Origin of the sequence: Actinoplanes sp. NPDC023714 (assembly GCF_040639855.1) — a bacterium.
GTDB lineage: Bacteria > Actinomycetota > Actinomycetes > Mycobacteriales > Micromonosporaceae > Actinoplanes.
Window position 1 is genome coordinate 373859 of record NZ_JBFAAR010000002.1, and the last position, 25882, is coordinate 399740.

A 25882-nucleotide genomic window follows, 5' to 3' on the forward strand; every position below is an offset into this window, starting at 1 on the left:
GGTGAATCCGGGGGCCTCGGGGCGATAGCGTTCCACTGTGCCGGCTCACATCAGCCGCCTCGACGGTGGCCTGGTCGTTTCGATCGCGATCGTGAGCCTCGCGGTGGGCGCGGCCCTGCAACCGAAGGTCGACCTCCCCTGGGACCGTGACGGGCCACCGGCGGCGACCCGCCATCGCACGACGCAGTGGGTCCGGGCGCAGCAGTCGGCTCAGGAGAAGCAGGACTACCGGAAGGCGCTCACCTCCCGCATCGTCAAGGAGCGGGTCGAGCAGGAAGCCGACGGCGTCGCCGATCAGACCGAGAAGATCAAGAAGCGGATCGCCGACCGGGACGCGTTGCTGATCGTGCTGGAGGCACGCCGGGACGCCGCGGTGGCGGAGCAGATCACGGCCGACAGCGCGGTCCGGGTCGCCGCCGAGAAGGTGCGGAAGAGCGAGCGGGCCGCCGCCGACCGCCTCGCGTGGCTGGCCCGGGGGAGCCGCGCCGTGCTCGCCCTGCTCGCCTGGGCGGTCCTCGTCCTCGCTCTCACGCTCGGCCGGTTCCGCGACGTCCGTACGCGGTTCGTCGCCGCGGGAAGCCTGATCGCCCTCGCGATCATGCTGGTGGCGGTGAGTCTCGGCTGGGTGGCGGCCGCGGTGATCCTGCTGGGGCTGCCGGTGGGCTGGATCCTCTGGCCGGAAGGAAAACATGGCTGACCACGCCGACTCACCGATCCTGAAGCCCGGCGACGACCTGCTGGCGATGACGCGGCACGCGGTCGCCCTGGCGGACCGGCTCGCCAGGGATCGGCTGCCGTTCACCCTGGGCGTCTACGGCGCATGGGGCGAGGGGAAGACGACGTTCGCGCACCTGGTCACCCACCACCTGCGCGACCACGCGGAGTGGAACGACCTGCGATTCGTCGACTTCTCCGCGTGGCCGTACGTCACCGCCGACGCCATCTGGAGGGCTCTGCTGGAGACCGTCGCCCGCGAGGTCTACCAGCCGGCCGACCCCGGCGAGGGCGACCTCGCGTCCCCGTCGCTGCGGGTCCGGCTGAGGAGGGCGCTGCTCCGGCCGTTGCTGCCGCAGGCGGAGCAGTCCGACGGCGAGCGTTCCTATCAGGAGCTGATGGCGCGCCTGGGCCGGGCCACCGCGCTGACGACCCGGACGAGCCGGGACGCCGAGGCCGCACGGCAGTTCAGCGTGCTGTCCGGCTTCGCGCTGGACGTCGCCGCGACCGCCGCCCCGCCACTCGCGTCGCTGCGGGGCCTGTTCGGCAAGGGGGAGGAGGCCGGTCGGGCCGCGGCGGCCCGGAACCGCGAGGTCCAGGGCATCGAGGAGATGCGCCGGGCGGTCCGGGACCTGTTCCGGGACGCGGGCAAGCCGCGCACGGTGGTCCTCGTCGACGACCTCGACCGCTGCCTTCCCGAGGTGGCCTTCGACGTCCTGGAGACCCTCAAGGTCTTCCTCGCCGAGTCCACGTCCACGGGCGCCGAGTGCCTGTTCATCATCGCGGTCGACCGCAAGGTCCTCGAACGGGGCCTGACCGCCCGCCTCGGCTCCGACGACGGCCCGCAGGGCGCGTACGCCCGGCGCTACCTCGAGAAGATCATCCAGCGGGGGGTCTCGGTCGCGGACGTCCGGGACTCGTCGCCCGGCCGGCTGATCGGCGGCCACTTCCCCGAGTGGGTCGGCGCCGCGGACCTGCTCCACCTGGCCACCCAGGGCAATCCGCGGCGGCTCAAACAGCAGTGCGACCTGCTGTCGCTGCACTACGACCACGAGGGAGCCGGGCATGAGCACTTCAGCTGATCATCTGCGGTGGTGGCGTCGGATGGTCCGGGCCACGGTCACCGGGCAGGCGGTGGACGAGCCGGACCCCGGGACGCCGGCTCTCGCCATCCTCCGGCAGTTCACCGACGCCGAGGCCGTCGACGGCACCCTCGTGAGCGCGGACGGCGCGTTCGTCTTCATCGCGGCCACCGTCGCGCAGCAGGCCGGCACGACCTCGGTCGACTGGCTCCACCAGCGGTTCTTCATCCGGGTGCTACAGCTCTGGCACCGCGACCAGGACCGCGCGGCGCTGCTGCGGAGCGCCGGCCTCGAGCCGGAGTTCCCGGCCCGGATGGCGGACCTCGACGCGTGGCTCCGGAGCCGCGACGACGAGGACGGCGGCGAGCCGGGCAGCCGGCCACATCTCGCCCGGCTGCTGGATCCGGCCGACGAGCTGGATCAGGGTGAGTGGCGCGCCCTGGTCGGCGGCTCACCCCGGCTGTCGCAGACCCCCGTCCCGCACCTGCTGATCGACGTCGGCTCGCTGAGCACCCACCCGTCGGCGCTGCCGGAATACCTCGACGATGTCACCCGCTACCAGAACCTCGCGCAGGAGCTCGTGCGCGCGGCGCGGGCCGCGGATCCGCACTTCGACCTCTGCGTGCGGGCGCGTCTCGACGTCGCCCTCGACCTGATGCAGCGGCGCAGGTTCGCCAAACTCCGCATGCTCGAGCTGGGCTGGCCGGATCTCATGGAACGTGTCCTGATGCCCGGCGGCGTCCGGCTGCTGCGTCAGTTCGAGGCGCACGTCCTGGGCGACAAGGACGCCGAGGAGGTGACCGAGGCCTGGCGGACGTTCCTCGGTGACGAGCACCTCAAGGAGTTCATCCGCACGGCGCCGCACTTCCGCGCGATCAACGACGGTTTCATGGCGCACACGGCGGGCGCGGACCGGCCCGCCGCGCCGCAGGCCGAGTCGGAGGAGGAGGTCCGGTACCGGGATGCCGAGCTGATCCTCAAGGACGGGCCGAAGGACCATCCGCAGACGTGGACCGGGACCGCGGTCCTCCGTACCCCGCAGGGCGAGCCGCTCTCCTGGCCGGTCACCATCAACGTCAAGGAGCTCACCGACGCCGCCGCCTACTTCTCCCAGCTCTACCAGGGACTTCCGCCGACCCGGGGCGTGCGGGACATCGGGTACGCGATCATTCCGACCGTCACCACCGACGAGCTCGGCGAGAAGCTGTGGGATCAGACCTTCGGGGCCGACGCCGGGGCCGCGGCCGCGGCGGCGCTGCTGAGGCTCCTCGCCGAGGACGGCCGGGTCCGCCTCACCGTCGCGTCCGAGGCCCACGCCGTCGCCGACCTGCAGTGGGAGTGCCTGCGCATCCCGAAACTGCGGGTCACCGCCGGCCTGACCCTCAAACTGTCGGTGGTCCGGAAGGTGTCCGACCAGGTCAGCCTCTCCTCGCACCAGATCGGAGCGCCGCTGCGGGTGCTGCAGGTCCTGGCCGAGCCGGACGGGGTGCCCCCGCTGCCCGGCGCCCGGCAGGAGCTCCAGCTGCTCCGGAAGAGCTTCGCCGACGCCGCCCAGCAGCAGACCGCCACGCTGCAGTCGATTCCCCGGGCCACCGAACGCGGCCTGCGGGAGAACCTGCGCCGCTTCCGTCCGCACGTGCTGCACTACATGGGACACGCCATGGTGGATCGGCGGACCGGCAAGGCGGCGCTCGTGCTGTCCGACGCCGACGGGCGCCGGTTCGACCTGACCGCCGAGAAGCTGGCCGTGCAGTTGCAGGATTCCGGCGTGGTGCTGGCCGTGCTCAACGGCTGCATGACGGGCGTCAACCCGGGTGCGGACGAGTTCGCGTTCGGGCTCTGCCAGTCGATCGTCCGGCAGGGGGTCCCGGCGGTGGTGGCGACGGTCCGCAACGTCGAGGACACCGCCGCCCTGCGGTTCGCGCAGGAGTTCTACCAGGCCTTCATCGACGGGCATTCGCTCGAGGAATGCGTCACCGAGGCCCGCAAGGGCGTCTACATGCAGGGCGGCGACTGGTCGGCCTGGGCGACCTTCGCCGCGGAGACGGCCGACCTGCCCTCCATCCGCCTCCGCTTGCCGGTCCGCGCCTGATCAGCTCTCCGGCAGGGCCTCGCCGGTCTCCAGGAGCGACTTGAGGCTGGAGATCAGGGCCGGCCACCCCTCGCTGATCATCGTGCGCAGGGTGCTGTCCGGCTCGAAGCGGTCGTGGGTGACGGTCAGCTTCACCGTCTCGCCGGCCGGTTCGAGGTCGAAGGTGACCCGGGACCGCCGCTCGTCGGCCAGCCTGGCGCGCACCTCCTCGGCGACGCCGGCGGCGTCCGCCCAGTCCCGGGTGAAGGTGTGCCAGGTGTACGACAACCGGCGGCCCGGCTCGGACTCGAGCACCACCTGCTCGGCGTCGGCGACGGTCCGGCCGCGCTCGGTCCAGCTCATGGTCGAGCCCGGCTGCCAGTCGGTGCCGAAGCGGACACCCCAGTAGCGGGCGGTGAACGCCGGGTCGGTGAGGGCCTTCCACAGCCGGTCGGGTGTGGTCCTGATGTAGGTCGTGTAGACGAAGGCGTCGGACATCGTCGTCTCCTCCAGCGCGGTCTTGAGGTCGGCGAGGGCGAGGGCGCGCTCCCGGTCGTACCGGTGGATCCACCGCTGCGCGACCGCGTTGATCGGCTCGGCGTTCAGGTGGTGCAGCTTCTCCCGGCCACGCCGGGTGGTCGTCACGAGACCGGCGGCCTCGAGCACGGCGAGGTGTTTGCTCACCGACTGCCGGGCCATGTCGAGCCCGGCGCACAACTCGCGCAGCGTCTGCCCGTTCCGCTCGTTCAAGCGGTCGAGCAGCCGCCGCCGGCTGGCGTCGGCGAGCGCCCGGAACACGTCCTCCACGGCACCGCCTCCCGATAGGCAGCCGTATGGCTGCCTGTCAAGTTAGGCAGCCGCTCGGCTGCATGTCAAGGAGTCTCAGTGCTGGATCGCCTTGGCCACCCAGAAGAGCACGACGCTGCCCACCACGATGGCGCCCATGGTGATCACGACCATGGCGACGAACGCGCCGCTCAGCGACGCCCAGAACCACCGGGATCGTCGCTGCTCACCCTCAGGCTCAGCCTCGAACTCGAACATCCGCGCAGCCTATGCCGAAGCGCGGGCCCGCCGCGGTCACGAGGCGTCCCGACCCCCGGATAGGGTGGCGGGAACCATGAACCATCGGCACGACGCTCTACGGCGACGGCGACGGCGACGGCGACTGGAGGCAGACGCAGGAGCTCTACCTGGCCCTGCTCGACCACGACGATCACCAGGTTCAGGCCCTCGCCGCGACGTGCCTCGGCCATCTGGCCGGGTCTACGGCCGCCTCGACGAGGACCGCGTCGTCGCGGCGCTCCGGCGGGCGGCGGTCCGGCCCCATGTGCGGGCGACGGCCGCCAACGCGCTCGACGACATCGAGGTGTTCCTGGCGAGTTCGGGATCGGCCGCGCGGTCGCGGAGAGCGCTGCGTTCGTCGTGCGCTGGGCCACGCTCGGCGCCGCCGGCCCGTCCGGCACCCTCCAGGACGAGAACGGGGTGCTGCCCTTCCGACCGGATCCCTATAGCGTCAGGGTGGTGGAGACCGCGACGCTGCTCTCCGGGCTGCTGGGCGTGACCGGCGCCGCGATTCCGGCCGCGCTCAGCAGCATCGCGGGCACCTCCGTCGATCCTTCCACGATCAAGATCGATGCCTTTCCGTACGGGTATGGCTCACCGGCGACGGCCGGCCTCTGGCATGTCCGTGGCGACGGCTGGTCCCGGTTCGTGAAGCAGCTGCGGCACGTCCGGCACTGGCCCGGGCTGTCCCAGCTGCCGCCGGACTTCGCCGCGACGTTCGCCGCCGAGTTCCCGTGGCGCAGCGAGCTGGAGCTGTGGGACCCGCGCGTCCAGGGGTCGCTGCCGCCCGGACTGCGCAGCCCGGTGCTGCACCGCCTCGTCGAACTCCCCGGCGACCGCCTGGTCCTCTGGCAGGAGTACGTCGAGCAGCGGGCCGGCCCCTGGACTCCGGGGCGCTTCCGCCGCGCGGCGTACCTCCTGGGGCGCTGGAACGCACGCGCGATGGCGCCCGAAGTCCTGAGGGTGACCCACCGCCCGGCCGGTTTCGCCCTGCGGATGTACGCCGAGCGCGCGGTGCCGTTCCGCGGCCTGGAGCCGCTGCGCAGCGACGAGCTGTGGCATCACCCGTGGCTGAAGGACCACGGCGACCTGCGGGCCGGGCTGCTCGAGGCGGCCGCCCGGATCCCGGAACTGCTGGACCGCCTCGACGGCTTCCCGCAGGCGCTGCCGCACGGCGACGCCGGGCCGCAGAACCTGCTGGTGCCGGCCGATGGCAGCGCCGAGTTCGCCGCCATCGACCTGTCGTTCCGGTCGCCGCACGCGCTCGGCTTCGACCTGGGCCAGCTGCTGGTCGGCCTGGTGCACGCCGGCGAGCTGGCGGCGGCCCGGATGCCCGAGATCAGTGCGGTGATCGTCCCCGCCTACCTCGGCGGTCTCGCCGCCGAGGGCGCCCCCACCGGCGACGCGCCGGCCGGATTCGCCGTCGCGGCACTGCTGCGCAGCGGCTTCGACGGTTTCCGCTACGACCTGCTCGGCCGGGAGGACGAGGAGTCCCGCCGGTTGTTCGCCGAGCGGGTGACGATGGCGCGTTTCCTGCTGGAGCAGTTCCGTCAGGTGGCTCGCAGGTAGTCGAGGTAGTCGTGCCCGGCCACCCCGGCGTTGACCCACCGGACGGCACGCTCGCCGCCGACGTCCGCGCCGCCGAGGAACTGCTCGATGCCGCGCCCGCGACGCAGGGCCCCGATGGCGAACTGCCGGGTGAGATGACGCATCCCCGCACCGTATCCGGCGGGCATCGCCGGTGATAAATCGGTGTCGGCGGGGGCGGGGTGGCGGGTAGGACGGTCGGGTGGGATTTGTCGCTCTGTTCGCCGCCGTTCTGCTGTTCGGCATCGGCGATTCGATGATCAATTCGTACATCGTGCTGTACGGCGCCGATGTGGCCGGGCTCTCGCCGATCCAGATCGGGGTGTGGTCGTCGGTCTTCGCGATCAGCGGGATCACGATCGGCTGGTGGCTGGGGCGGCAGTTCGACCGGCGGCCGTCGCGGCTGTACGCGATCGCCGTGATGGTGATGGGCGCCGCGGGCTACTTCCTGCTGCCGCGGGTGACGAGCTTCTTCGTCCTCCTCCTGATGGCGGCCACCGTGCTCGGCGCGATGGGCACGGCGTTCCCGCAGCTGTTCGCGCTGGCCCGGTCGGTGCTCGGCGAGGGGGCGGCCGGCCGCCGGTCGGCGCCGGTGCTGCGGGCGGCGTGGTCGCTGGCGTGGGCGGTCGGCCCGCTGCTCGGGTCGCTCGTGCTCTATCGGCTCGGCTACACCTCGCTGATCCGGGCGGCCGCCGCCGTGTTCCTGGTGGCCGCGCTGATCGTCCTGCTCGTACCGCGCCCGCCGGCGTCGCGGGCCGAGGCCGGATCGTCGGCGGGCGGCACCCCGGTGCTGCTGACCGCCGGCGTCACCCTGTTCTTCGCGGCGATGTTCGCGGGCGGCCTGGCGCTGCCGCTGTTCGTCACCCGTGAGCTGCATCAGCAGGCCGCCACGATGGGCGTGCTCTTCAGCGTCTGCGCCGCCGTCGAGGTGGTGGCGACGCTCGGCATCGCCGCCCTGCCGGCCCGGTTCGGCCAGCGGGGACTGATCCTCGGCGGGTACGCGTCGCTCGTGGTCTACCACCTTCTGACGGTGGTGTCGCCGGGCATGGCGATGCTCCTGGTGGCGCAGGCGTTCCGCGGGATCGGGATCGCGATCGTGGCGGCGGCCGGCATCCGGTACTTCCAGGATCTGCTCGCGCCGGCCACCGGGCGGGCCACCACGCTGTTCGCCAACGCGTCGACGGCCGGCCTGCTGGTGTCCGGGATCCTGTCCGGGGTGGCGATCGAGCACCTCGGCTACCGGGCCACGCTGCTGCTCTGCGGGGTGCTGGCCGGCCTCGGCGGCGTCGCGTTCGCGCTCGGTTCGCGCGGCCGGGTGGGGAGCCGTCCGGAAGAGACGATCAGGAGCGGGGTCTGACCGGAAAACGAGTGGAGCCGATCGATGGCCCGGTACTACGGTCGCGGTATGTACACCCGCTGAGACATCCACGCCCTGCGAAGCGAGCGGCCGGTCCGCCCGCTTCCCGCATCATGCCTTCGTCTCAGCAGATCGGTGTCCCCATTGAGAACCACTTCATTCGTACGCCGGACCGCACTACTGCGCATGGAGTACCCGCCGGTCCCGCCGCCTCTCGAAGTCCGCTTCGTCCGTCACGTCCCGGCCCGGCTCGTCGTGCCGGAACCGGAGAACCCGCCGTGGTACGCCCGGGCCCGGGATCGGCGTCGTCGTGACGCCCACCCGTGGCGGGGGCCGGCCGCCGGCCGGAGGAGAACGCGCGAGAGATGGCCCGTCCGCGCGGTCGGCGCGCATCGACGAGGCCGGTGAGAGCGAGGATGCCCGGGGCGGTGCGGCCCCGGGCATCCGTACGCTCTAGAAGTTGGTCTCCACCCCGGCGGCCTTGCACGCCGCGTTGAGCTCCTGGCCGGCCTTCACGTTCTCCGGGGAGTCCATGGCGCTCCCCGGGTCCTTCGCGGCGGCAGCCTTCGTCGCGGCGTCGGCGTTGGCCTTGACCGCCGCCGCCAGCTCGGGGCTCGCGCCCTCGGTCGCCTTGGTCAGCTGGGTCGCGAAGTCCTCGAGCATGGCCTTCGCATCGGCAGGCGAGATCTCGGCGGCGCCGGACTGCGCCAGGGTCAGGACCGCCTTCTTGAAGGACTCGGCCGCCTTGTTCGCCTGCTCACAGGTGACGGTGTCGGCGTTCCCGCCGGACGCCGCGGTGGTCGCGGGGTCGGCCGCGGCGGAGGTGGCCTCGGCGGCGGCGGTCGTGGCCTCGGCGGCGGTGGTCGCGGCCGGCGCGGCGGTCTCGGTCTCGGAGTCGGAGCCGCACGCGGTGAGGCCCAGAAGGAAGACGCCGGCGAGGACGGCGGAGGCGATTCGGGTGTTGATCACGGGCCGAGACGTTAGATGATCATCGTATTGAAGATCAACTACTGAGAGATGTCATTTCACCGGCCAGTCGGGGCCGGTCAGCGACAGGGTCAGGCGGTCGTCGGCGATGGATGCGGCGATGTCCTCGTCGTCGGCCGCGGCCGCCTCGGCGAACGCGGTGAGGTCGTCGGTCCCGCTCACCAGCAGGACGAAGTGCAGTGGGAACGGCGGCCAGTTCTCGTACGGGACGCCGTCGGCGTCGAGGCGGAGGTTGGCGTGCCAGGCGGCCTGGCACAGCACCGAGAGGAAGACGCCGAGATGGCCGGTCCGGATCAGGGCGCCGGCGTCGTCGACGAGGACCGTGAGAGCCTGCCCGCCGGTGTCGTGGCCGTGCCAGTCCCGCAGGCAGTCGATGAGGGGTCGTCCGCGCGGGTCACCACCACCCAGGGTGAGGTCATCCGACGATGATCTCCCAGCGGCCGGCAAGGCGGCCAGGAGGGCGGCCAGGGAATGGGAAATGCGGTCGAGCCGGTTGCGCCCGCCCGGCAGCATCGGGGCCATGAAGGTGCATGAACGAATCGACGGGCGGCTGCGGAGCTTCATCGAGGCGCAGCCGATGTTCTTCGTCGCGACCGCGCCGAGCGGTCCGGGCGGCCACGTCAACGTCTCGCCGAAGGGCATGGGCGGCACGTTCGCGGTGCTCGGCGAGCATCGGGTGGCCTACCTGGACTATCACGGCAGCGGCGCGGAGACGATCGCCCACCTCACCGAGAACGGCCGGATCACCCTGATGTTCTGCGCCTTCCAGGGCCCGCCCAACATCGTGAGGCTGCACGGTCAAGGCCGTTCGATTCCGAAGACCTCTTCCGCGTACGCCGGCCTGCTCGCGTCGTTCCCGTCCCCGCCGGACACCCACGGCGTCCGGTCGATCATCGAGGTGGCCGTCGACCGGGTCAGCGACTCCTGTGGCTACGCCGTCCCTCTCATGTCCTACGAGGGCGACCGGGACCTGCTGATCCGCTCGCACGCCCGGCGCTCCGACGAGGACCTGGCCGAGTACCGCCGGGTCAAGAACGGCCACAGCATCGACGGCCGCCCGATCTTCGCCGGCGAGGCGGCCGCACTCGACGGCTGACCGGGCCGTCAGCCGTTCTCGACCCGGGCGATGAGCTGCTTGAGGCGGGCGATCTCGTCGGCGAGCGCGGTGACGCCGCGCGGGGTGAGGGTGATCCAGGTGCGGCCGCGGCGTCCCTCGTAACCCTTCTCCACCTCGATGAGGCCGGCCTCCTCCAGCACGCTCAGGTGTTTGGAGAGGTTTCCGGCGGTCAGTTCGAGATGCGTACGAAGGTAGCCGAACTCGACGCGGCGTGCCTCGTGGGTGATCGTCAGGATGCCGAGCCGGACGCGCTGGTGCACGACCTCGTCGAGCCCGGTGACCGGATGGCCGGCCTCCGGATCCTGCTCGCCCGTCACGGCCGTCATGGGCGCCGCCGGTTCGCCGCGCGGAAGCCGAGCCCGGCCAGCAGCAGCACGGCGCCGGCCACGAGCTGCGGCGCCGCCATGCTCGCCCGGATGTCGGGGAACGCGAGGCCCTCGTTCATCGGCAGGACCAGGAGGACCAGCGCGAGGTACGCGAGGGTGAACAGCAGCAGCGGGACATTGCGCTCCAGCCAGGTCAGGATCAGCAGGGTGACCCCGATCATGCCCCACGGCATGACCAGCCGGTCGAGCACCAGGTACCAGTACGGCAGCGGCCCGGCGGGAACCGGATTGTCGGCGAGGTAGAGCTGGACGGCGATCCAGGCGGCCGGGAAGACCACGGCCGTGGCGGCGCCGGTGATCGCGTACGGGAGGATCCGCGCGCCCACGCCCCGCCGCCGGGCGGCCCGGACGTGGATGACGGCGATCGCGGCGTACGCCAGCGGCATCGCGGCCGGCCAGTAGTAGAGCATCCCGTTCCGGGCGAACTGGCAGCCGCCGTCGGGCAGGCAGTTCACCTGCATGCCGAACCAGTCGAACGGGATCGCGGCGAAGGTGGCCGCGGCCAGCACGAGCAGTGCGGCCCCGGTCATCCGCTGGTCGAGGCGCACCCGGTGGGCGAGCGTCCTCATGTCGGCCAGCAGGCGGCGGGGGTCACCGGCGGCGGGGAGCGCGTTGGCGGTCATGCCAACAGGTTTCCACAGCAAACCTTTCGGCGCCAGTACCCGGACTCAGGAAGCCTTGCGGACCGCCTTCTCGAGTTCCGGGCGGGACATCGTGGAACGGCCCCGGATCTTCAGCTCGGCGGCGCGGGCGAGCAGGTCGGCCTTGCTCATGCCGTCCGTGCGCGCCTTTCCCCTCGTACCCGTGCTCTTCTTCGCCTTGGTGCTCTTGCCCTTGGTCTTGGTGCTCCCGATCTTGGTGCTCTTGGCCGATCCGCTGCCGGCGGCCTTGCGGCGCTGGGAGGCCGCCTCGACGCTGCGGCGCAACGCCTCGAAGAGGTCGGTGACCTGGGTCGGCTCCGGCGCTTCCTCGGCCGTGGTGATCTCCTTGCCGGCCTTCTTCTCCTCGATGAGCGCGGTCACCCGGTCGGTGTAGGTGTCCCGGAAGTCGGCCGGCCGCCACCGCCCGGCCATCGAGTCGATCAGCTGCTGGGCCATGTGCAGCTCGGCCGGCTTCGCCGCGTTGCGCTTCGGCAGCTCGTCGAACTGCTCCTTCGGGTCGCGCACCTCGTCGGCGAAGTACATCGTCTGGAGGACCAGCAGGTCACCGTCGGCGCGGATCGCGGTCAGGTACTCCTTGCCGCGCATCACCAGAGTCCCGATCGCGGCCCGCCCGGCGTCGGCCATGGCGTCCCGCAGCAGGCCGTAGACCTTCGTCGTCTCGTCGTTGCCCGGACCGAGGTAGTAGGTCTTCTGGTAGTAGATCGGGTCGATGTCGTCGAGGTCGACGAACCGGTCGATCTCCAGGCTGCGCGACCGGCCGGGCGCCACCGCGTCGAGCTCCTCCTGGTCGAGCATCACGTAGTCGCCGCCGCCGACGTCGGCGCCCTTGACGATGTCGTCGAAGTCGACCTCCTTGCCGGTCCGCTCGTTGACCCGCCGGTACCGGATGCGGTCGGCCGTGCCCTTCTCGAACTGGTGGAAGGACACCTCGTGCTCGTGGGTGGCCGAGTACATCCTCACCGGCACCGACACCAGGCCGAACGTGATCGAGCCGGTCCAGATCGGCCGTGCCATGGCTGCCTCCTCATCCCGCGGGCGTACTCGGCTCTCTCTTCCCCTCCGACCGGCCTCCCATGCCGGCGCCGCCGAACCTGAGCGCCTCGCCGGTGTCGGCGCCGGCGTTCTCCACCCACAGGACGCGGCCCCGCGCCGCCGCGGCGTCCCGCCCGCGCAGCAGAGCCCGGACCCCGGCGGCGGCCACCAGGCCGACCCGCCCCAGGTCCACCACGATCTCGGACACGTCGTCCTGGTCCGCCGCGTTCGCGATCAGTGCGGCCAGGCCCTCGCCCGCGCTCTCGTCGAGGTCCCCCACGATCAGCAGCCGCGACACGCCCGCGCCCTCATCGAGCTTGGTCACGGCCAATGGCGTCGTCATCGCGTCCTCCCGAAGCATTTCCCTTGCTGGACTGCAACGGCCTCGTGGATGTCCACGGCGAGCATGATCAAACCGGGTGCGCCCGGCGTGGCGATCGAGGGTCCCCGCGGGGCCAGGGATGACCCGCCCGGGCCGGTCCGCCGCCGCGCCGAGGCCGGGAAGCCGGTGAAATATACTCGACGCTCCGTTCGGGAAGGCGATGAGACCATGGCCGCTGGTGAGCGCGCCGACGCCCGGCGCAACAAGGAGACGCTGCTGCGGGCCGCGGCCACGGCGTTCGTGACCTCGGGCGTGGACGCCCCGGTCCGGGAGATCGCGGCGCTCGCGGGCGTCGGGGTGGGCACCATCTACCGTCATTTCCCGACCCGCGCCGACCTCGTCGTCGCCGTCTACCGGCTCCAGGTGGAGGGCTGCGTCGCGACCGGGCGGGAACTGCTGGCGAGCGGCGAGGCGCCGTTCGCGGCCCTGGTGCGGTGGGTGGACGTCTTCGTCGACTTCCTGGTGACCAAGCACGGGCTGGCCGAGGCCCTGCGGTCCGAGGAGGCGCAGTTCCAGCAGCTGCACGCGTACTTCCTGGACAGTCTCGTGCCGATCTGCGAGGAGCTGCTCGGCAACGCCCGGGCCGCGGGGGAGGCGCGCGACGACGTCGGCGCCCTCGCGCTGATGCTCGCCGTCGGCAACCTCTGCATCGGCGCCGGCAAGGACACCCGCTACGACGCCCGGCACATGGTCGGCGTCCTGCTGAACGGAATGCGTGCCCGATGAAGCTTCTGCTCACCTCCGGCGGCGTCACGAACCCGAGCATCCGCGCGGCGCTCGTCGAGCTCCTCGGCAAGCCGATCGAGGAGTCCCACGCGCTCTGCATCCCCACGGCGCAGTGGGGACACCCCCAGTGCGGACCCCGATCCGTACGCGGGCTCGTCGCCGCCGAACCCGGATTCCAGCACTTCACCGGGCTGGGCTGGCGGTCCCTGGGCGTCCTCGAGCTCACGGCGCTGCCGAGCGTCGGCGCCGAGCGGTGGACGCCGTGGGTCCGGGAGGCCGACGTGCTGCTCGCCGACGGTGGCGACGCGACCTACCTGGCCCACTGGATGCGGGAGTCGGGGCTGGCCGATCTGCTGCCGGCGCTGACCGGCACGGTGTGGGTCGGGGTCAGCGCCGGGAGCATGGTGATGACGCCCCGGATCGGGTCGTACTTCGTCGAATGGCAGTCGGCGGCCGACGACCGTACCCTCGGGGTCGTCGATTTCTCGATCTTTCCGCACTTGAACGCGTGGCCGGGGAACGAGCTCGCCGACGCGGAACGGTGGGCCGCCGGGATCGGCGGCCCGTCCTACGCCATCGACGAGCAGACGGCCATCGCGGTGGCCGGCGAGTCGGTGGAGGTCATCTCCGAGGGGCAGTGGAAGAGGTTCTGAAGAACTCCGCCAGCGCGTCCACGAGATGCTGCGGCGCCCGGTTGAGCGCGTCGTGGCCCGCCTTCGGCACGATCAGCGTCCGGGCGTGCGGCATCACCCCGGCGAGGGCCTCGATCGTCGGCGGGTAGTAGGGCGGCCCGGCCGCGCCGCAGGCGAGCAGCACCTCGCACTCGACGCCGGCCCACTGCGACGGCGGGCCGTCGTTGGAGTAGATGAGCGCCGTCTCGTCCAGCGTGGTCGGCACCAGCTCACCCATGGTGCGGCCGATCGGCGTACGCAGGAAGATCCTGGTGACCGCCAGCTGGAGACCCATCGGCATCCGGGAGGCCGCCGAGTGGGTGTTGATCCCGGCGCTGGTCAGCGTGAGCGCCCGGGCGATGTCGCCGGCCCGCGCCGCCTCCCGCGCGGCGGGCAGCCATGCGGACGGGGTGAGCCCGTCGACCTGGACCGCCGGGTCGTAGAGCGCGAGCCTTTCGATCGGGAACTGCCGGGCCGCGGCGCGCAGGGCGAGGAACCCGCCGGCACTGTGGCCGATCACGTTGCGCGCGCCGGTGGCGGCCAGCAGCGCGGCGAGGTCGTCGAGGTCCTGCTCGCCGTCGTAGGGCTCGGCGCGGGCGGCCGCGTCGTCCCGGCCCCGGCGGTTGTAGAGGTGCACGGTGAACCGGTCGGCCAGCCGGACGGCGAGACGCCGGTACATCGCCTGGGTCACGCCGCCGCCGTGCACGACGACGATGCCCGGCCCGGCGCCGATCGAGTGCAGCACGATCTCGGCGCCGTCGGGCGCGGGCACCCTCCGGATCGTCCAGTTCTGTTCCATGTGACCTCCCCGGTAAAACTGCGAACGGCGTTTGCAGTTAGAGTATAGCGGTGAGTTCATCGATCTGGTCCCGCCCGGCGAAGGGTTCGCGCGGTCCCGCGCCGGCGCACTCCCGCGAGGAGATCGTGGCCGCCGCGACCGCGATGGCCGACGCCGACGGCCTCGGGGCGGTCTCGATGCGGGCGGTCGCCACGGCCCTCGGCACCGGCGCCGGCTCGCTCTACCGCTACCTCTCCTCCCGCGACGACCTGCTCGACCTGATGGCCGACCGGGCCGCGGGGGAGCTGCGGCCCTACCCGGAGGCCGGCGACGACTGGCTCGGCGCGATGCTGCGGATCGCCCGCCGCCAGCTCGACCTCTACCGCCGGCACCCGTGGCTCGTGGACCTGCTGGCCCGGCAGTCCGCGCCCGGCCCGCAGAGCCTGGCCTGGTTCGACCACTGCCTCGGCGTGCTGCGCCCGGTGCCGGCCCCGGCCGCCGCCAAATTCGAGGCGATCGCCATGATGACCGGCGTGGTGTCGCTCTTCGCCCGCAGCGAGCAGTCCGGGCCGCCCGCCGGTTTCGACGGCATCGACATGACGGCGTTCCCGCATCTGGTCGAGGCCGCCACCGCGGCGCCGGCGCCCGCGCCGCGGCGCGATCTCTTCGAGGCCACCGTACGCAGCGTGCTGCGAGGCCTCCTCACCGACGCCGCCTGAACCGCAAGCCGATCGTCGGCCCGGACAAGGTGGCGCGCCGGGCGGCGCTGTCACGCCATCGGGCGCCCGCAGCGTCCGCAGACCGGCCGCGATCTGCAGCGGTGGGCGCTGGGTGGCCGCCCGGCCCGGCGGCGGCGTCGCGGCCGGGCCGGCGGTGGCTGTCCGTCCCGGCCGGGATCGCGGGGTTCCGCTGTGGAGCGGCGGCGATCGCGGGGTTCCGCTGTGGAGCGGCGGCGCGTCCACAGTCCCGCGATCGTGGCGAGGGACAGGGCCGCTGCCTCGATCAGACGGGCCAGGGCGATCAGGCTGGGCGGGTCGGGTAGTTCGAACATCTCGGCTCCTCGGACTGTACGACTGACTACAGGACCAAGGCTGAAATGCGGGAAAGTCAAGCGAAAGGGTTCCGGCTCGATACTCACTTCTCTTGACGTGTCCGATAGAGTCCGCTCGGTGTCCAAAAGGGTGATCTTCAGTTGTCAATTGTTGGCTTCACCCGTCTGTGCGTGCGCCGCGAAAAAACCCGGACCGGATGTCCGGGCCGGGTCGGTGCCGCCATTGTGGACGTCGGTGGCGGCATGGAATCCTCAAACTTGACATAAATTGACGCGCCATTGAGCCGGAGCGTAACCACGTGGCCATCTCCATGCCGGGTCGCGACAAAGTGCCCGACGGGCCCGTGCGTGACTTCGTCTCGGCTGTGCACGAGATCTACGACGCCGCCGGGCAACCCGCCGCACGGCCGATCGCCATGAGCACTCTCAGGCTTCCACCGCGGGACTACCAGTCGGTGTCGCACGAGACGGTGAGCGCGACGCTGCGGGGCAGCGGGGTGCCGGCCTGGGAGAAGGTCCGCTCCCTCCTCAAGGTGCTGACCGACCTGGCGCCGGTCGACTACGACCTGCCCGGGCTCGAGCAGCGGATCAACGTCCTGTGGATGGCCGCCCGGCACGCGCTCCAGGACGATCCCGAGCCGCCTCCGGTGCCACCGCCGCCGAACCCGTCCCCGCCGCTGCCGGTGCCGCTGCCCGCGGAGACCGCCCCGCTGAGCGGGCGTCGCCCGTCCGCGGTGCCCGGGTTCGTCGGCAGGGCGGCGCTGATCGCGGAGATCCGTGCGGTGCTGGCGAGCCGCCACGACGTCCGCCTGGTGCTCACCGGCGGGGTGGGCGCCGGGAAGACCCAGGCGGTCCTGCACTACCTGGACCGGCATCACGACCCGGACCGGCCGCTGTGGTGGGTGCCGTGCGCGACCGCGGACACCGCCCGCGCCGCGTTCGTCGAGCTGGCGGCCGTCCTCGGGGTCGACCGGCATCACCGCCTCGACCACACCGTCCGGACGGTGCTCGAGACGCTGGAGGCGCGCCGCTTCCCGTACCTGATGATCTTCGACGGCCTCGACGACCCCGACCTGATGCGCCTGGTGCCGAACGGCGGCCACGTCATCGTCACGACCCGCGATCCGGCGCTCGGCGACGACGGGTCGAGCGTCGGACTCGAGGTTCCCGACCTGGAGCCGGCCGAGGTGGAGCGGTTGCTGCGCCGGCACGATCCGGATCTCTCGTCCGCACTGGTCGCGGCCGTGATCGGCACGTACGGGCGGTCCCCGCTCGCGGTGTGCCAGCTGGTGGCCTGGTCCCGGTTCACCGAGACGCCGGTGGGTGGCGCCGGCGACGCGGATCCGGCCGCCCGCCTCACCACGGTGCCGCCCGCCGGCTACCCCGGCAGCGCCTCACTGATGATCCTCCTGGCCCTGGAACGGCTGGAGAGGACGAGCGAGCAGGCCTGGCGTCTGCTGGAGACGTTGTCGTGTTTCGCGCCGATGCCGATCTCGAAGCAGCTGCTCGGCCGGGGTGCGGCCCGGCCCGCGGATCCGGACGCGGACCTGGCCGGGATGCCCCGCGGCGAGGTGGCGCTGAACCTCGCCATCATCGAGCTGCGCCGCCACGGTCTGGCGCGCCTCGCCGGCGGTGGCGAGCAGATCGAGATCCTGCCGCTGGTCGGCGTGGTGGTCCGGGGAGCACTCGCCGGTGAGGACGCCGGCCGGGCCTGCCGCCGCGCGCACGCGCTGCTGGCCGCCTCCGACCCCGGGCCGCCCGACGACAAGCGCTCCGCGACCGACCCCGGCTGGGAGGACCGGTACTGGGAGATCGCCGCGCACGTCGACGCGACCGGTCTGGTGCGCTCGGCCGAGCTGACGGCGCGCCAGACGGTGTACCACCAGCTCCGCTTCCGCTATCTGGCCGGCGACCACCACGTGGCGTGCGTGCTGGGGGAGCAGGCCTATGCCGCGTGGCGGCCCGGCAACGACCCGTCGACGGACGACCACCTGGTGCTGCGGATGTCCCACGAGTGGGCGAACGCGCTGCGGGCCGCCGGGCAGTACGAGCGCGCCGGGGAGCTGATCCGGGAGGCGATGGGGCAGCTCGAGGTCGATCCGGCGTACGGCGAGGACCACCCGTACACCCTGGCCATGGCCGGGAGCCGGGCTGCCGATCTCCGGATCGCCGGTGACTACCGGCGGGCGCTGGAACAGGACCAGGAGACCTACGGCCTCTGCCGGGCGAGGTTCGGCGACGATCATCTGCGGACCATCATGAGCCTGCACAACAAGGCCATCAGCCTGCGGCTCACCGGTGCGTTCGAGGAGGCCGAGGAGGCCGACCGGCAGGCGCTGGCGCGCCATCGCGACGAGTTCGGCGACGACCATTGGCGCACCCGGCTGTCGATGAACGCGCTCGCCGAGGATCTCAACGGTCAGGCCCGCTACCAGGAGGTTCTCGACGAGGTCGAGCCGATGCTCGCGCATGTCACCTCGCGGGAGCGCAACCGGATGGACCGCGGCCTGCTGCTCGCCCCCCGCGCGCTGGCGCTGGCGCGGCGCGGCATCGGCCGGCGGCAGGAGGCGCTCGAGATCCTGGAGGAGTCGTACGCGGAGTGCGCCCGGCTGTTCGGCGAGAGCCACGAGTACCCGTTGGCGTTGCGGATGAGCCGGGCCAACACGCTGCACCTGCTGGGCCGCACCGACCAGGCGATCGACGAGATCTCGCAGGTCATCGAGCACTTCCGCCGGCTGTTCAACCCGCGCAACCCGCTGACCGTGGTCGCCGAGATCAATCTGGCGAGCGCGCTGCGGGCCCGGGGCGACTTCGCGCAGGCTCGCAACATCGACAGCTCCGGTCGCGAGACCTTGATCGACCGGGTCGGTCGCGATCACCCTTTCTCGGTGGCCGCGTCGATCAATCTCGCGTCCGACTACGCCCAGAGCGAGCACCCCAACCGGCTGGAAGCCGCCCGGAGGGCGTTCGACCTTGCGCAGCGTGTGCACACTCGGTCTGACCACCCGCACGTGATCGCGGCTGAAGCGAATCTGGCGGCCGAGCTGGCGGCGGCGAACTCCTCGCATGCCGTCGGGAAGCGCCAGGAGGTGTTGCATCGGCTGCAGGGGCGGTTCGGGACGGACCATCCGGTGACGCGCCTTGTCGAACGGGGCGGGCGCGTCGACTGCGTCCTGGAACCACCGCTGGTTTAAGTGTCCTTGACAAAAATTGTCAAATTCCCCGAACCCGCGCTTTCAAGATCATTTCCTGGCCACAAAATGATCAGGGCCTCGGAACGAGGCCGTCCGGCTGTACAGCGCTGTTCAACGGGGGTAAACAGAGATGCCGGAACAGTCTCACATCTGGCATGGAGGACCACTGGTGAGTGCCGTTTCTGAGCCGAATGCGGATGGCAACGGGCAGCGCGAGGCCGCGCTCGTCGACGTTGCCGGCGTTACGCTGACCGATTTGGTGAATGTGCACGGTGACTCGCCGGTCCTCCGCTCGATCCAGCGATTGCATTCGAATCTGAAAGACCCCAACGGGGTCCTGTCGGCATTCAGCTCATTTCTTGACAAGCCCTGACCATGGACGGATGGCCTTACCGGGATTTTGACGTCGCGGCCCTGATCGCCGGAGGCTGGCGGCCGACACCGATCCACGAGGTCATCGTCAAGGTCCACCAGCGGTGCAACCTGGCGTGCTCGTACTGCTACGTCTACGAGCACGCCGACCAGTCCTGGCGCGACCGGCCCGCCGTGATGCCGGCCGAGGTGTTCGACGCGGTCGCGCACCGGATCGGCGTCCACGCGCGCGACCACGACCTCCGGCAGGTCCGGGTGGTGCTGCACGGCGGCGAGCCGATGCTGCTCGGCGCGGCCGCCCTCGGGCGGCTCGCCGACCGGGTGCGGGCCGCGGCGCCGGCGGGCTGCGAGGTCCGGGTCGGCATGCAGACCAACGGCGTGCTCCTGACCGAGCCGGCCCTGCGGGAGCTGCGCCGGCACGACATCACCGTCGCGGTCAGCGTCGACGGCGTGGCCGCCGACCACGACCGGTTCCGCGTCACCCGCCGCGGCCGCGGCACGTTCGGCGCGGTCAGCCGGTCCCTCGAACTGCTCACCCGCGCCGAGTTCCGGGCCGGATTCGGCGGCCTGCTCTGCACCGTGGCGCCGGACACCGACCCGGTCGCGTGCTACCGGGCGCTCCGCGCCTTCGGCCCGCCGGCGATCGACTTCCTGCTGCCGCACGCCAACTGGGGGGTGCCGCCGGAGCAGGGCGGTCACGGCCGCTGGCTGACGGCCGCGTTCGACGCCTGGTACGCCGACCCCGACCCGGTTCCGGTCCGGTTGTTCGAGAGCGTCGTCGATCTGCTGCTCGGCGGCGCCTCCCGATCGGAGCAGATCGGCCTCAGCCCCGCGGCGCTGCTCGTCGTGGAGTCGGACGGCGCGATCGAGCAGATCGACGCGCTGAAGTCGGCCTACCCGGGCGCGTGCGCGACCGGCCTGCACGTGAGCCGCGACGAGTTCGACGCCGCACTGGCGCATCCGGGTGTCGTCGCCCGGCAGATCGGGGCGGCCGCTCTCGGACCGGAGTGCTCGGCCTGCCCGGTGCGGCAGGTCTGCGGCGGCGGCCATTACGCGCACCGGTACCGCCCGGGCGCCGGCTTCCGCAACCCGTCGGTGTACTGCGCCGACCTTCGCATGTTCATTGACCACGCACGGGATCGGGTCGTCGCCGACACCCGTGCCCTGATCGGGGCGGTGCCCGCATGACGATCACCTACCATCGGCTGCCCGAGCCACTGCTGACCGGGCTGGCCGCGAGCAACGGCGGCCCGGAGGCGTGCCGGGTGCTGGCCGAGGCGCAGCTGAGCAAGCATCTGTTGCTCATCGCCGACCTGCTGCGGCGGTGGACCGGCCCGGTGGCCGCCCGCGACGGCATCGTCGCGGCGCTGGAGGCGGCGCGCTCGGCCGATCCGGCCGCGGCGGGCCGGGTGCTCGGATCCCCCCAGGTCGGCGCCTGGATCACCATCGTCAGCCGGGCCGTGGAACAGGGCCGGGCGGCGCCCGCCGACATGGCGCACGCCGGCGCCGTCGCGGCGGTCGCGTGCGCGGCCGCCGGCGTCGACACCGAGATGATCGTTCCGGTCCGCGACGGCGCGGTGTGCCTTCCCGGACGGGGGCGGCTGACCGTCGGGGACGTCGCCGCAGCCCGGCTGACCAGCGCCGAGGGGGTGCTGTCCGCCGGGACGCACGTGGCGCGGGCGGGCGACGCGGCATGGCAGCCGGTCCGGATGCTGCACGCCGACGCCGGCGGGATCGGCGTCGCGGTGGCGCTGGACGATCTGGACCCCTACCGGCACGGCTACCACGCCCCACCCGCTCCCCGGCTGCCGGACGACGAGTTCGCCCGCTGGCAGGAGCTGTTCGCCGGCGCGTGGCGGCTGCTCGCCGAGCGGCTCCCGGAGCGCGCCGCCGAGATCGCGGCGGGGCTGCGCGTCCTGGTGCCGCTGCAGGACGACGGCCGATCGAGTCGCAGCGCCACCATCCGGCACCTCTTCGGGATCTTCGGGCTGACCCTCCCGGCGACCGCCGCCGACTTCGCGGTCACGCTGGTGCACGAGTTCCAGCACGCCAAGCTCAGCGCGCTGCTCGACCTGGAGGAGCTCACCGACCCGGCCGACACGGGGACGTACTTCGCGCCCTGGCGTACCGATCCCCGCCCGCTCGCCGGACTGCTGCAGGGCGTCTATGCGTTCGCCGGGGTGGCCGACACCTGGCGGGCCCTGCGCGGCGCGGACGGGGTGACCGGCACGGCCGAGCAGGAGTTCGCCGACGCGCGGCTGCACGTGCACCGGAGCCTGGCCGAGGTGGAGTCCTCCGGGTCGCTGACCCCGGCCGGCGAGCGGTTCGCCGGCGAGCTGCGCCACTTCACCGACGCGCTGCTCGCGGTGCCGCTGCCGGCGACGGTCGCGGAGGAGGCACGGCGGAACCACGAGGCGATCCACCGGCGCTGGCTGGCGGCGAACACCCCCGCCTAGGGATCAGGTCGGCGGCGACTCGATGTCGCATTCGAGTCGATCGCCGGCCTGGGCGGCGGCGAGCTCCGGATGGACGGCGAACTCCGGGTGGGGCGGCACGAGAGCCCCGCTCAGACCGTCGATCGCCCGGGCGAACAGCTCGTCGGCCTCGGCGGTCGCCCCGGTCGCGCGCAGGTCGTGGGAGAGGTTGATCGCCCGCGCGAGCAGATAGGGATGCTCCGCGCCACTCCGCGCCTCGTGCGGTCCACCCGAGACCTCCCGGCTGCGCTCCAGGATCTCCTCGGACAGCCTGCGGGCCTCGGCCGCGTCGCCGCGCAACGCGTGATCGGTCGCCAGCGACGTGCCCGCGCAGAGGGTGTAGGGATGATTCTCGTCCAACGCTGCGGTGAGCCGCGCGTAGGCGTCGGCATCGATCTTCGCGGCGGCCGCGTGCTTGCCGGCGGCCCGCAGTGCGATCGCCTGATTCACCAGTGCGCTCAAGGTGAGCGGGTGGTCGCTGGGGAAGTACTCCCGATAGCGGCGGACCGCCTCCTCCAGGGTCTGCAGGGCCCCGGGAAGATCGCCGCGCTGGCGCAGCAGATTGCCGTAACTGGTGAGCACCGCGATGGTGTACTCGTGGCTGGGCCCGAACCGCTTGTCGGTCTGTTTCAGGTTCTCGCTCAGGACCGCGGCCGCGGCCTGCAGGCGGCCGGCCTTGCGCAGCAGGATCCCGTACGTCCGGCCGGACAGCAGCACGATGCGGTGACCGGCGCTGCGTTCACTGATCAGCGATTCCCGCCAGCCCTCGACCACCGCGACTCCGGCCTGGTACGCGCCGAGCCCGTAGTAGTCGCGGGCGATGTTCATGTACGCCTCGAGGGCGCTGAAGGCACTCGTTCCCTCTTGGCGTGAGCCCTCCCAGTAGTCGAGCGATGCCTGGTCGAGCTCCGCGGCCGCGGCGAAGTCGCCGACCATGCGGTACGCGACGGCGAGGTTCGACTGGGCGCGGAGGATGTAGGGTGCCGGACGCTTGAAGACCGCCCGGTGGCGTTGCAGCGAGTTCTTCGAGAACTCCAGCGACTCCTGGTAGTCGCCGCGGATGCGGAGGACCTGGCCGATCTGATTACCCACCACCAGGGTCGGCCGGGCGTTCTCGCCGAGGTGCTCGCGCATCAACTCGTACGTCTCGGTGATGATCTCGTCGGCCTGCTCACTCTTGCCGAGCGCGCGCCGGGCGTTCGCGATGTGTGCCCGGCCGTTGAGGGTCAGCTCGCCGTGCGGCCCGAGGTTGGGATCGTGGGTCTCCGTCTCCCAGTGGGCGATGGCGTCGGTCGCGAGCAGGGCGCTGTTCTCGTAGTCGCCCATGTTGTAGAGGTAGCGGACATGGTCGAGGACCGTCGTGCGCGCCGCGATGCTCTCCGCGCCGATCATGTCGGCCGGCCGGAGGTGCGGGCCGATCTCGCGCTGCAGGTCGAGGTCGGCGCGGGTGCCCTTCTCGTCCGGGTCGCCGGGGTTCGCCCGGGCGAGCAGGTGCTGCACGCTCTGCAGGATCCCGGCGGCGCCCGCGTCGTCCATGACGTCGCGCAGCACGCCCTGCACGAGGCGGTGGACCTGGAGGCGCTGGGCGTTGTCGACCTTGACGAGGCCGTACTGGGTGAGGTCGCGGATCGCGATGTTGATTTTGATGGAGTTGCCCAGCAGCGTGCGCAGCGGCTCCACCACGTCGGCGGAATGGCCGTAGCGCAGCAGTGAGACCGGCACCGGCTCGCCGCCGAGGAAGGCGAACAGCTCCAGCAGCTGCGCGGTGGCGGGCGTCTCCTTGCGCAGGCGGTCGATCGCCAGGGTGACGAACGCGACGACGGATTCCGGATAACCGGCCGGCTTCCCTTCGGAGAGCAGCTCCTTCTGATGCTGTTTGAGCAGCTCGATGTATTGACTGACGGGCATCCGGGTGAGCAGGTGCCAGGACGCGGCCTGCTCCAGCGCGAGCGGGAGGTCGCCCAGCCGCTCGGCGAGCCGGTCGGCGTCGACGGTGCTGATGCTGTTGCCCGTCCGCCGGCGGAGCAGGTCGATGCTCTCGTGCCGCTCGAAGACGTCGACCTCGATGTCCGCGCCGAACGCCGCCCACTCCTTGTTGCGGGTGGTGACGACGACGTCCCCGCCGGTGGACGGCAGGTATTCGTCGATCGAATCGGGGTCGTTGGCGTTGTCGTAGACGAGCAGCCATTTCATCGCCCCGGCGGCCAGCGCGTCGAGCACCAGGCGGGCGGTCTGCTGCGCGTTCTCGCCGGGACGGACGCCGAGCTGGCCGGCCAGCTGCTCGAGGGACGCGAGCACGCCGGACGCCGAGTCGGCGGGAATCCACCACACGAGGTCGTAGTCCTCGAGGTGGCGGTAGACGTATTCGAGGACCAGCTGGGTCTTGCCGACACCACCCATGCCGTGCACGGCCTGGGGCAGCACCGCGGCCTTGACGCCGGTTGCCAGGGTGGCGGCCAGCCGGTCGAGCAGATCCGAACGCCCGGTGAAGTTGTGGTTCTGCAGCGGCACGCCACCGCGGATGGCCCTCGTGCCGGAGATCCGTCGTCGCTGCCCGGCCCCGTCGCTGTCGTCGCGCTCAGGGAGCCGTAACGCGTCGAATCTCGCCTCGGAGACGCCGAGACCACCGGCCACGCTGGCGGCCCATTGCCGGAGAACCCGGCCGCTGCTGGCACCCACCAGCTCGGCGAGACGGATCACGAACTGGAGCAGGGGCGGTACCTCACCGGGCGCGACCGGCTGCCTCTCCATCACCTGCACGACCGCGTCCCAGTCCTGCCAGATGCTGAAGTTCTGCAGCTCCGGCACATCCGCGAGGGTGTCGAGAGCCGCCTTGATGACGAAGGTGGTGCCGACCTCACCGAGGATCCGGCACAGATCCAGGCGATCGGGTGGCGACAGCAGCAGGGAGCCGCGCAGCTCACGCGCGATCTCGGCGGCACGCAGCGCGGCCGGCTCCGGATGCTGCTCGGCGACGACCTCGGTGAAGATCACCGTGGCGCCGCTGAGCAGATCGTAGGAACGGATCAGCGAGGAGAGATCACGGTGTGCGTCGGGGAATCGGCGAGTCGCCGATCTCCGCCGGAGAAGGGCGCCGCACCGATCCACCGCACGGTCCCGGGCGTCTCCATCGGACAGGGCTTCCACCTGCAACAACACGTCGGTCAACGCGTCCAGCGGCTTGACTTCCGGCACGGCTCATCAGTCCCTGCGCGCGAATCGGATGTATGCGCGGATGGTAGCGGAATTCCTACCCGGACAGACGCCCCGAACCCGTTTACAACCCGCTAGGCGTAAACGGATTTACCGCCTCGGGCGAGAAAAGCGAGCTCCCTCCACTGCGCCAGCGGAAGGCCGCCGGCACCGAGCACATGCAGCGCGACATGATCCGCCCCGGCGTCGAGATGCTCCCGCACCCGCCGTTCCACGTCCTCGGCCGTACCGTGCGCCACCAGCGCGTCGATGAGCCGGTCGCTGCCGCCCGGGACCAGGTCGTCGTCGCCGAAGCCGAGCCGCCGCAGGTTGTCGCGGTAGGTGGGGAATCCGAGGAACATCCCGATCCCGGCCCGCGCTGCCGCACGGGCGCGGTCCGGGTCGGTGTCCAGCACGACGGCCTGGTGCGGCGCGATCAGTGGTCCGGCTCCGACCCTTTCCCGGTACGTCGCGACGTACCCTGGCGTGACCAGGAACGGATGCCAGCCCGCGGCCCGGTCCACGGCCAGTTCGACCATGCGCGGTCCGAGCGCGCCCAGCAGCCGCCGCTCGGGGCCGACGCCCGGGCCGAGCTCGTCGAGGTACCGCGCCATCGACTCCACCGGCCTGCCGTAGTCCCGGCCGTGCGCGGTGGCCCCGGCCGGGCTGCCGATGCCGAGCCCGACCACGGTGCGCGGGCCGTGCTCGGCGTCCAGGGCCGCGACCCTCCCGGACAGCTCGGCGGCGGTCTGCCCCCAGATGTTGAGCACCCCGGTGACGACCGTGCTGCGCGGCGCGGCGGTCAGCAGCGCGCCGACGTCGTCGAGAACCCCGCTGCCGTCGAGGCCCGGCAGCCAGATCGTCCGCCACCCGAGCGCGTCGAGCTCGGCGGCGGCGTCGCGGATCTGCGGCCGGTCCGCGGAACGCAACTCCATGCTCCACACGCCGACCCGCTGTCCGAAGTCCATGACGTTTCCCTCTT

General features: G+C 71.9%; 25 protein-coding genes. 13 read left to right on the plus strand and 12 right to left on the minus strand.

The features are described 5' to 3' along the window. The first annotated feature begins 37 nt into the window (after positions 1–37). Genes AB0G10_RS09510 through AB0G10_RS09520 form a run of 3 tightly spaced genes read left to right on the plus strand, consistent with a single transcriptional unit; the run spans position 38 to position 3888 of the window. Positions 38–697: a hypothetical protein gene (locus AB0G10_RS09510; protein ID WP_360918320.1), complete on the plus strand. Its 660-nt coding sequence runs from the start codon at positions 38–40 to the stop codon at positions 695–697. Then, the gene (locus tag AB0G10_RS09515) at positions 690–1796 is read left to right on the plus strand and encodes a P-loop NTPase fold protein (RefSeq protein ID WP_360918321.1); all 1107 of its coding nucleotides are present in this window, start codon (positions 690–692) and stop codon (positions 1794–1796) included. Before AB0G10_RS09510 ends, AB0G10_RS09515 begins: the two co-directional genes overlap by 8 nt. Beyond that, positions 1780–3888 (plus strand): CHAT domain-containing protein, encoded by a 2109-nt coding sequence (locus tag AB0G10_RS09520; RefSeq protein ID WP_360918322.1) that lies wholly within the window; start codon positions 1780–1782, stop codon positions 3886–3888. Before AB0G10_RS09515 ends, AB0G10_RS09520 begins: the two co-directional genes overlap by 17 nt. Here AB0G10_RS09520 and AB0G10_RS09525 read toward each other — a convergent pair whose 3' ends face one another. Together AB0G10_RS09525 and AB0G10_RS09530 are read right to left on the minus strand one after the other, a co-directional pair. Further along, the gene (locus AB0G10_RS09525) at positions 3889–4674 is read right to left on the minus strand and encodes a metalloregulator ArsR/SmtB family transcription factor (RefSeq protein ID WP_360918323.1); all 786 of its coding nucleotides are present in this window, start codon (positions 4672–4674) and stop codon (positions 3889–3891) included. A gap of 75 nt (positions 4675–4749) precedes the next feature. Continuing rightward, positions 4750–4911 (minus strand): hypothetical protein, encoded by a 162-nt coding sequence (locus AB0G10_RS09530; protein WP_360918324.1) that lies wholly within the window; start codon positions 4909–4911, stop codon positions 4750–4752. A 381-nt stretch (positions 4912–5292) separates the two neighbouring features. On the opposite strand from AB0G10_RS09530, the gene AB0G10_RS09535 reads away from it, so the two are divergent. Then, positions 5293–6501, plus strand: a complete 1209-nt coding sequence (locus AB0G10_RS09535; RefSeq protein ID WP_360918325.1) for a hypothetical protein — start codon at positions 5293–5295, stop codon at positions 6499–6501. On the opposite strand, the gene AB0G10_RS09540 is transcribed toward AB0G10_RS09535, so the two are convergent. Further along, positions 6483–6644, minus strand: a complete 162-nt coding sequence (locus AB0G10_RS09540) for a hypothetical protein (protein WP_360918326.1) — start codon at positions 6642–6644, stop codon at positions 6483–6485. The two genes, AB0G10_RS09535 and AB0G10_RS09540, sit on opposite strands and share 19 nt — an antisense overlap. 77 nt (positions 6645–6721) lie before the next feature. Here AB0G10_RS09540 and AB0G10_RS09545 point away from each other — a divergent pair, with 77 nt between their 5' ends. Then, entirely contained in the window at positions 6722–7876 is a 1155-nt protein-coding gene (locus tag AB0G10_RS09545) for an MFS transporter (protein WP_360918327.1), read from the plus strand. A gap of 453 nt (positions 7877–8329) precedes the next feature. Here AB0G10_RS09545 and AB0G10_RS09550 read toward each other — a convergent pair whose 3' ends face one another. Both AB0G10_RS09550 and AB0G10_RS09555 read right to left on the minus strand, forming a co-directional pair. After that, entirely contained in the window at positions 8330–8845 is a 516-nt protein-coding gene (locus AB0G10_RS09550; protein ID WP_360918328.1) for a hypothetical protein, read from the minus strand. 51 nt (positions 8846–8896) lie between these two features. Beyond that, the gene (locus tag AB0G10_RS09555; RefSeq protein ID WP_360918329.1) at positions 8897–9385 is read right to left on the minus strand and encodes a hypothetical protein; all 489 of its coding nucleotides are present in this window, start codon (positions 9383–9385) and stop codon (positions 8897–8899) included. On the opposite strand from AB0G10_RS09555, the gene AB0G10_RS09560 reads away from it, so the two are divergent. Next, positions 9384–9959 carry a pyridoxamine 5'-phosphate oxidase family protein gene (locus tag AB0G10_RS09560; RefSeq protein WP_360918330.1) on the plus strand — a complete coding sequence of 192 codons (576 nt, stop codon included), beginning with the start codon at positions 9384–9386 and terminating at the stop codon, positions 9957–9959. The two genes, AB0G10_RS09555 and AB0G10_RS09560, sit on opposite strands and share 2 nt — an antisense overlap. An 8-nt stretch (positions 9960–9967) precedes the next feature. Here the strand turns inward: AB0G10_RS09560 and AB0G10_RS09565 are convergent, their stop codons facing one another. Genes AB0G10_RS09565 through AB0G10_RS09580 form a run of 4 tightly spaced genes read right to left on the minus strand, consistent with a single transcriptional unit; the run spans position 9968 to position 12403 of the window. After that, the gene (locus AB0G10_RS09565) at positions 9968–10306 is read right to left on the minus strand and encodes a transcriptional regulator (protein WP_360918331.1); all 339 of its coding nucleotides are present in this window, start codon (positions 10304–10306) and stop codon (positions 9968–9970) included. After that, positions 10303–10989, minus strand: coding sequence for a hypothetical protein (locus AB0G10_RS09570; protein ID WP_360918332.1), 687 nt, complete (start codon positions 10987–10989; stop codon positions 10303–10305). The genes AB0G10_RS09565 and AB0G10_RS09570 overlap by 4 nt, the downstream gene beginning before the upstream one ends. A gap of 45 nt (positions 10990–11034) precedes the next feature. After that, entirely contained in the window at positions 11035–12042 is a 1008-nt protein-coding gene (locus AB0G10_RS09575; protein WP_360918333.1) for a Ku protein, read from the minus strand. 10 nt (positions 12043–12052) lie between these two features. Further along, positions 12053–12403: an STAS domain-containing protein gene (locus tag AB0G10_RS09580; protein ID WP_360918334.1), complete on the minus strand. Its 351-nt coding sequence runs from the start codon at positions 12401–12403 to the stop codon at positions 12053–12055. 207 nt (positions 12404–12610) lie between these two features. Here AB0G10_RS09580 and AB0G10_RS09585 point away from each other — a divergent pair, with 207 nt between their 5' ends. Further along, the gene (locus tag AB0G10_RS09585) at positions 12611–13168 is read left to right on the plus strand and encodes a TetR/AcrR family transcriptional regulator (protein ID WP_360918335.1); all 558 of its coding nucleotides are present in this window, start codon (positions 12611–12613) and stop codon (positions 13166–13168) included. Further along, on the plus strand, positions 13165–13821 hold the full coding sequence (locus AB0G10_RS09590) for a Type 1 glutamine amidotransferase-like domain-containing protein (RefSeq protein ID WP_360918336.1): 657 nt from the start codon (positions 13165–13167) through the stop codon (positions 13819–13821). Before AB0G10_RS09585 ends, AB0G10_RS09590 begins: the two co-directional genes overlap by 4 nt. Here AB0G10_RS09590 and AB0G10_RS09595 read toward each other — a convergent pair. Beyond that, on the minus strand, positions 13790–14638 hold the full coding sequence (locus tag AB0G10_RS09595) for an alpha/beta hydrolase (RefSeq protein ID WP_360918337.1): 849 nt from the start codon (positions 14636–14638) through the stop codon (positions 13790–13792). The genes AB0G10_RS09590 and AB0G10_RS09595 overlap by 32 nt on opposite strands. A gap of 50 nt (positions 14639–14688) precedes the next feature. On the opposite strand from AB0G10_RS09595, the gene AB0G10_RS09600 reads away from it, so the two are divergent. The 5 genes from AB0G10_RS09600 (at position 14689) to AB0G10_RS09620 (ending at position 21690) form a co-directional block, all read left to right on the plus strand. Further along, on the plus strand, positions 14689–15336 hold the full coding sequence (locus AB0G10_RS09600) for a TetR/AcrR family transcriptional regulator (protein WP_360918338.1): 648 nt from the start codon (positions 14689–14691) through the stop codon (positions 15334–15336). A gap of 676 nt (positions 15337–16012) precedes the next feature. After that, positions 16013–18862, plus strand: a complete 2850-nt coding sequence (fxsT, locus tag AB0G10_RS09605) for an FxSxx-COOH system tetratricopeptide repeat protein (protein ID WP_360918339.1) — start codon at positions 16013–16015, stop codon at positions 18860–18862. Between the two features lie 169 nt (positions 18863–19031). After that, positions 19032–19235 (plus strand): hypothetical protein, encoded by a 204-nt coding sequence (locus tag AB0G10_RS09610; protein ID WP_360918340.1) that lies wholly within the window; start codon positions 19032–19034, stop codon positions 19233–19235. 2 nt (positions 19236–19237) lie between these two features. After that, positions 19238–20422, plus strand: coding sequence for an FxsB family cyclophane-forming radical SAM/SPASM peptide maturase (locus AB0G10_RS09615; protein ID WP_360918341.1), 1185 nt, complete (start codon positions 19238–19240; stop codon positions 20420–20422). Beyond that, on the plus strand, positions 20419–21690 hold the full coding sequence (locus AB0G10_RS09620) for an HEXXH motif domain-containing protein (RefSeq protein ID WP_360918342.1): 1272 nt from the start codon (positions 20419–20421) through the stop codon (positions 21688–21690). The genes AB0G10_RS09615 and AB0G10_RS09620 overlap by 4 nt, the downstream gene beginning before the upstream one ends. Before the next feature lie 3 nt (positions 21691–21693). Here AB0G10_RS09620 and fxsT (AB0G10_RS09625) read toward each other — a convergent pair whose 3' ends face one another. Both fxsT (AB0G10_RS09625) and AB0G10_RS09630 read right to left on the minus strand, forming a co-directional pair. Then, a complete protein-coding gene (fxsT, locus tag AB0G10_RS09625) occupies positions 21694–24903 on the minus strand; it encodes an FxSxx-COOH system tetratricopeptide repeat protein (RefSeq protein WP_360918343.1) in 3210 nt (1069 codons plus the stop codon). 92 nt (positions 24904–24995) lie between these two features. Beyond that, a complete protein-coding gene (locus AB0G10_RS09630; RefSeq protein WP_360918344.1) occupies positions 24996–25868 on the minus strand; it encodes a TIGR03620 family F420-dependent LLM class oxidoreductase in 873 nt (290 codons plus the stop codon). Between the last annotated feature and the right edge of the window lie 14 nt (positions 25869–25882).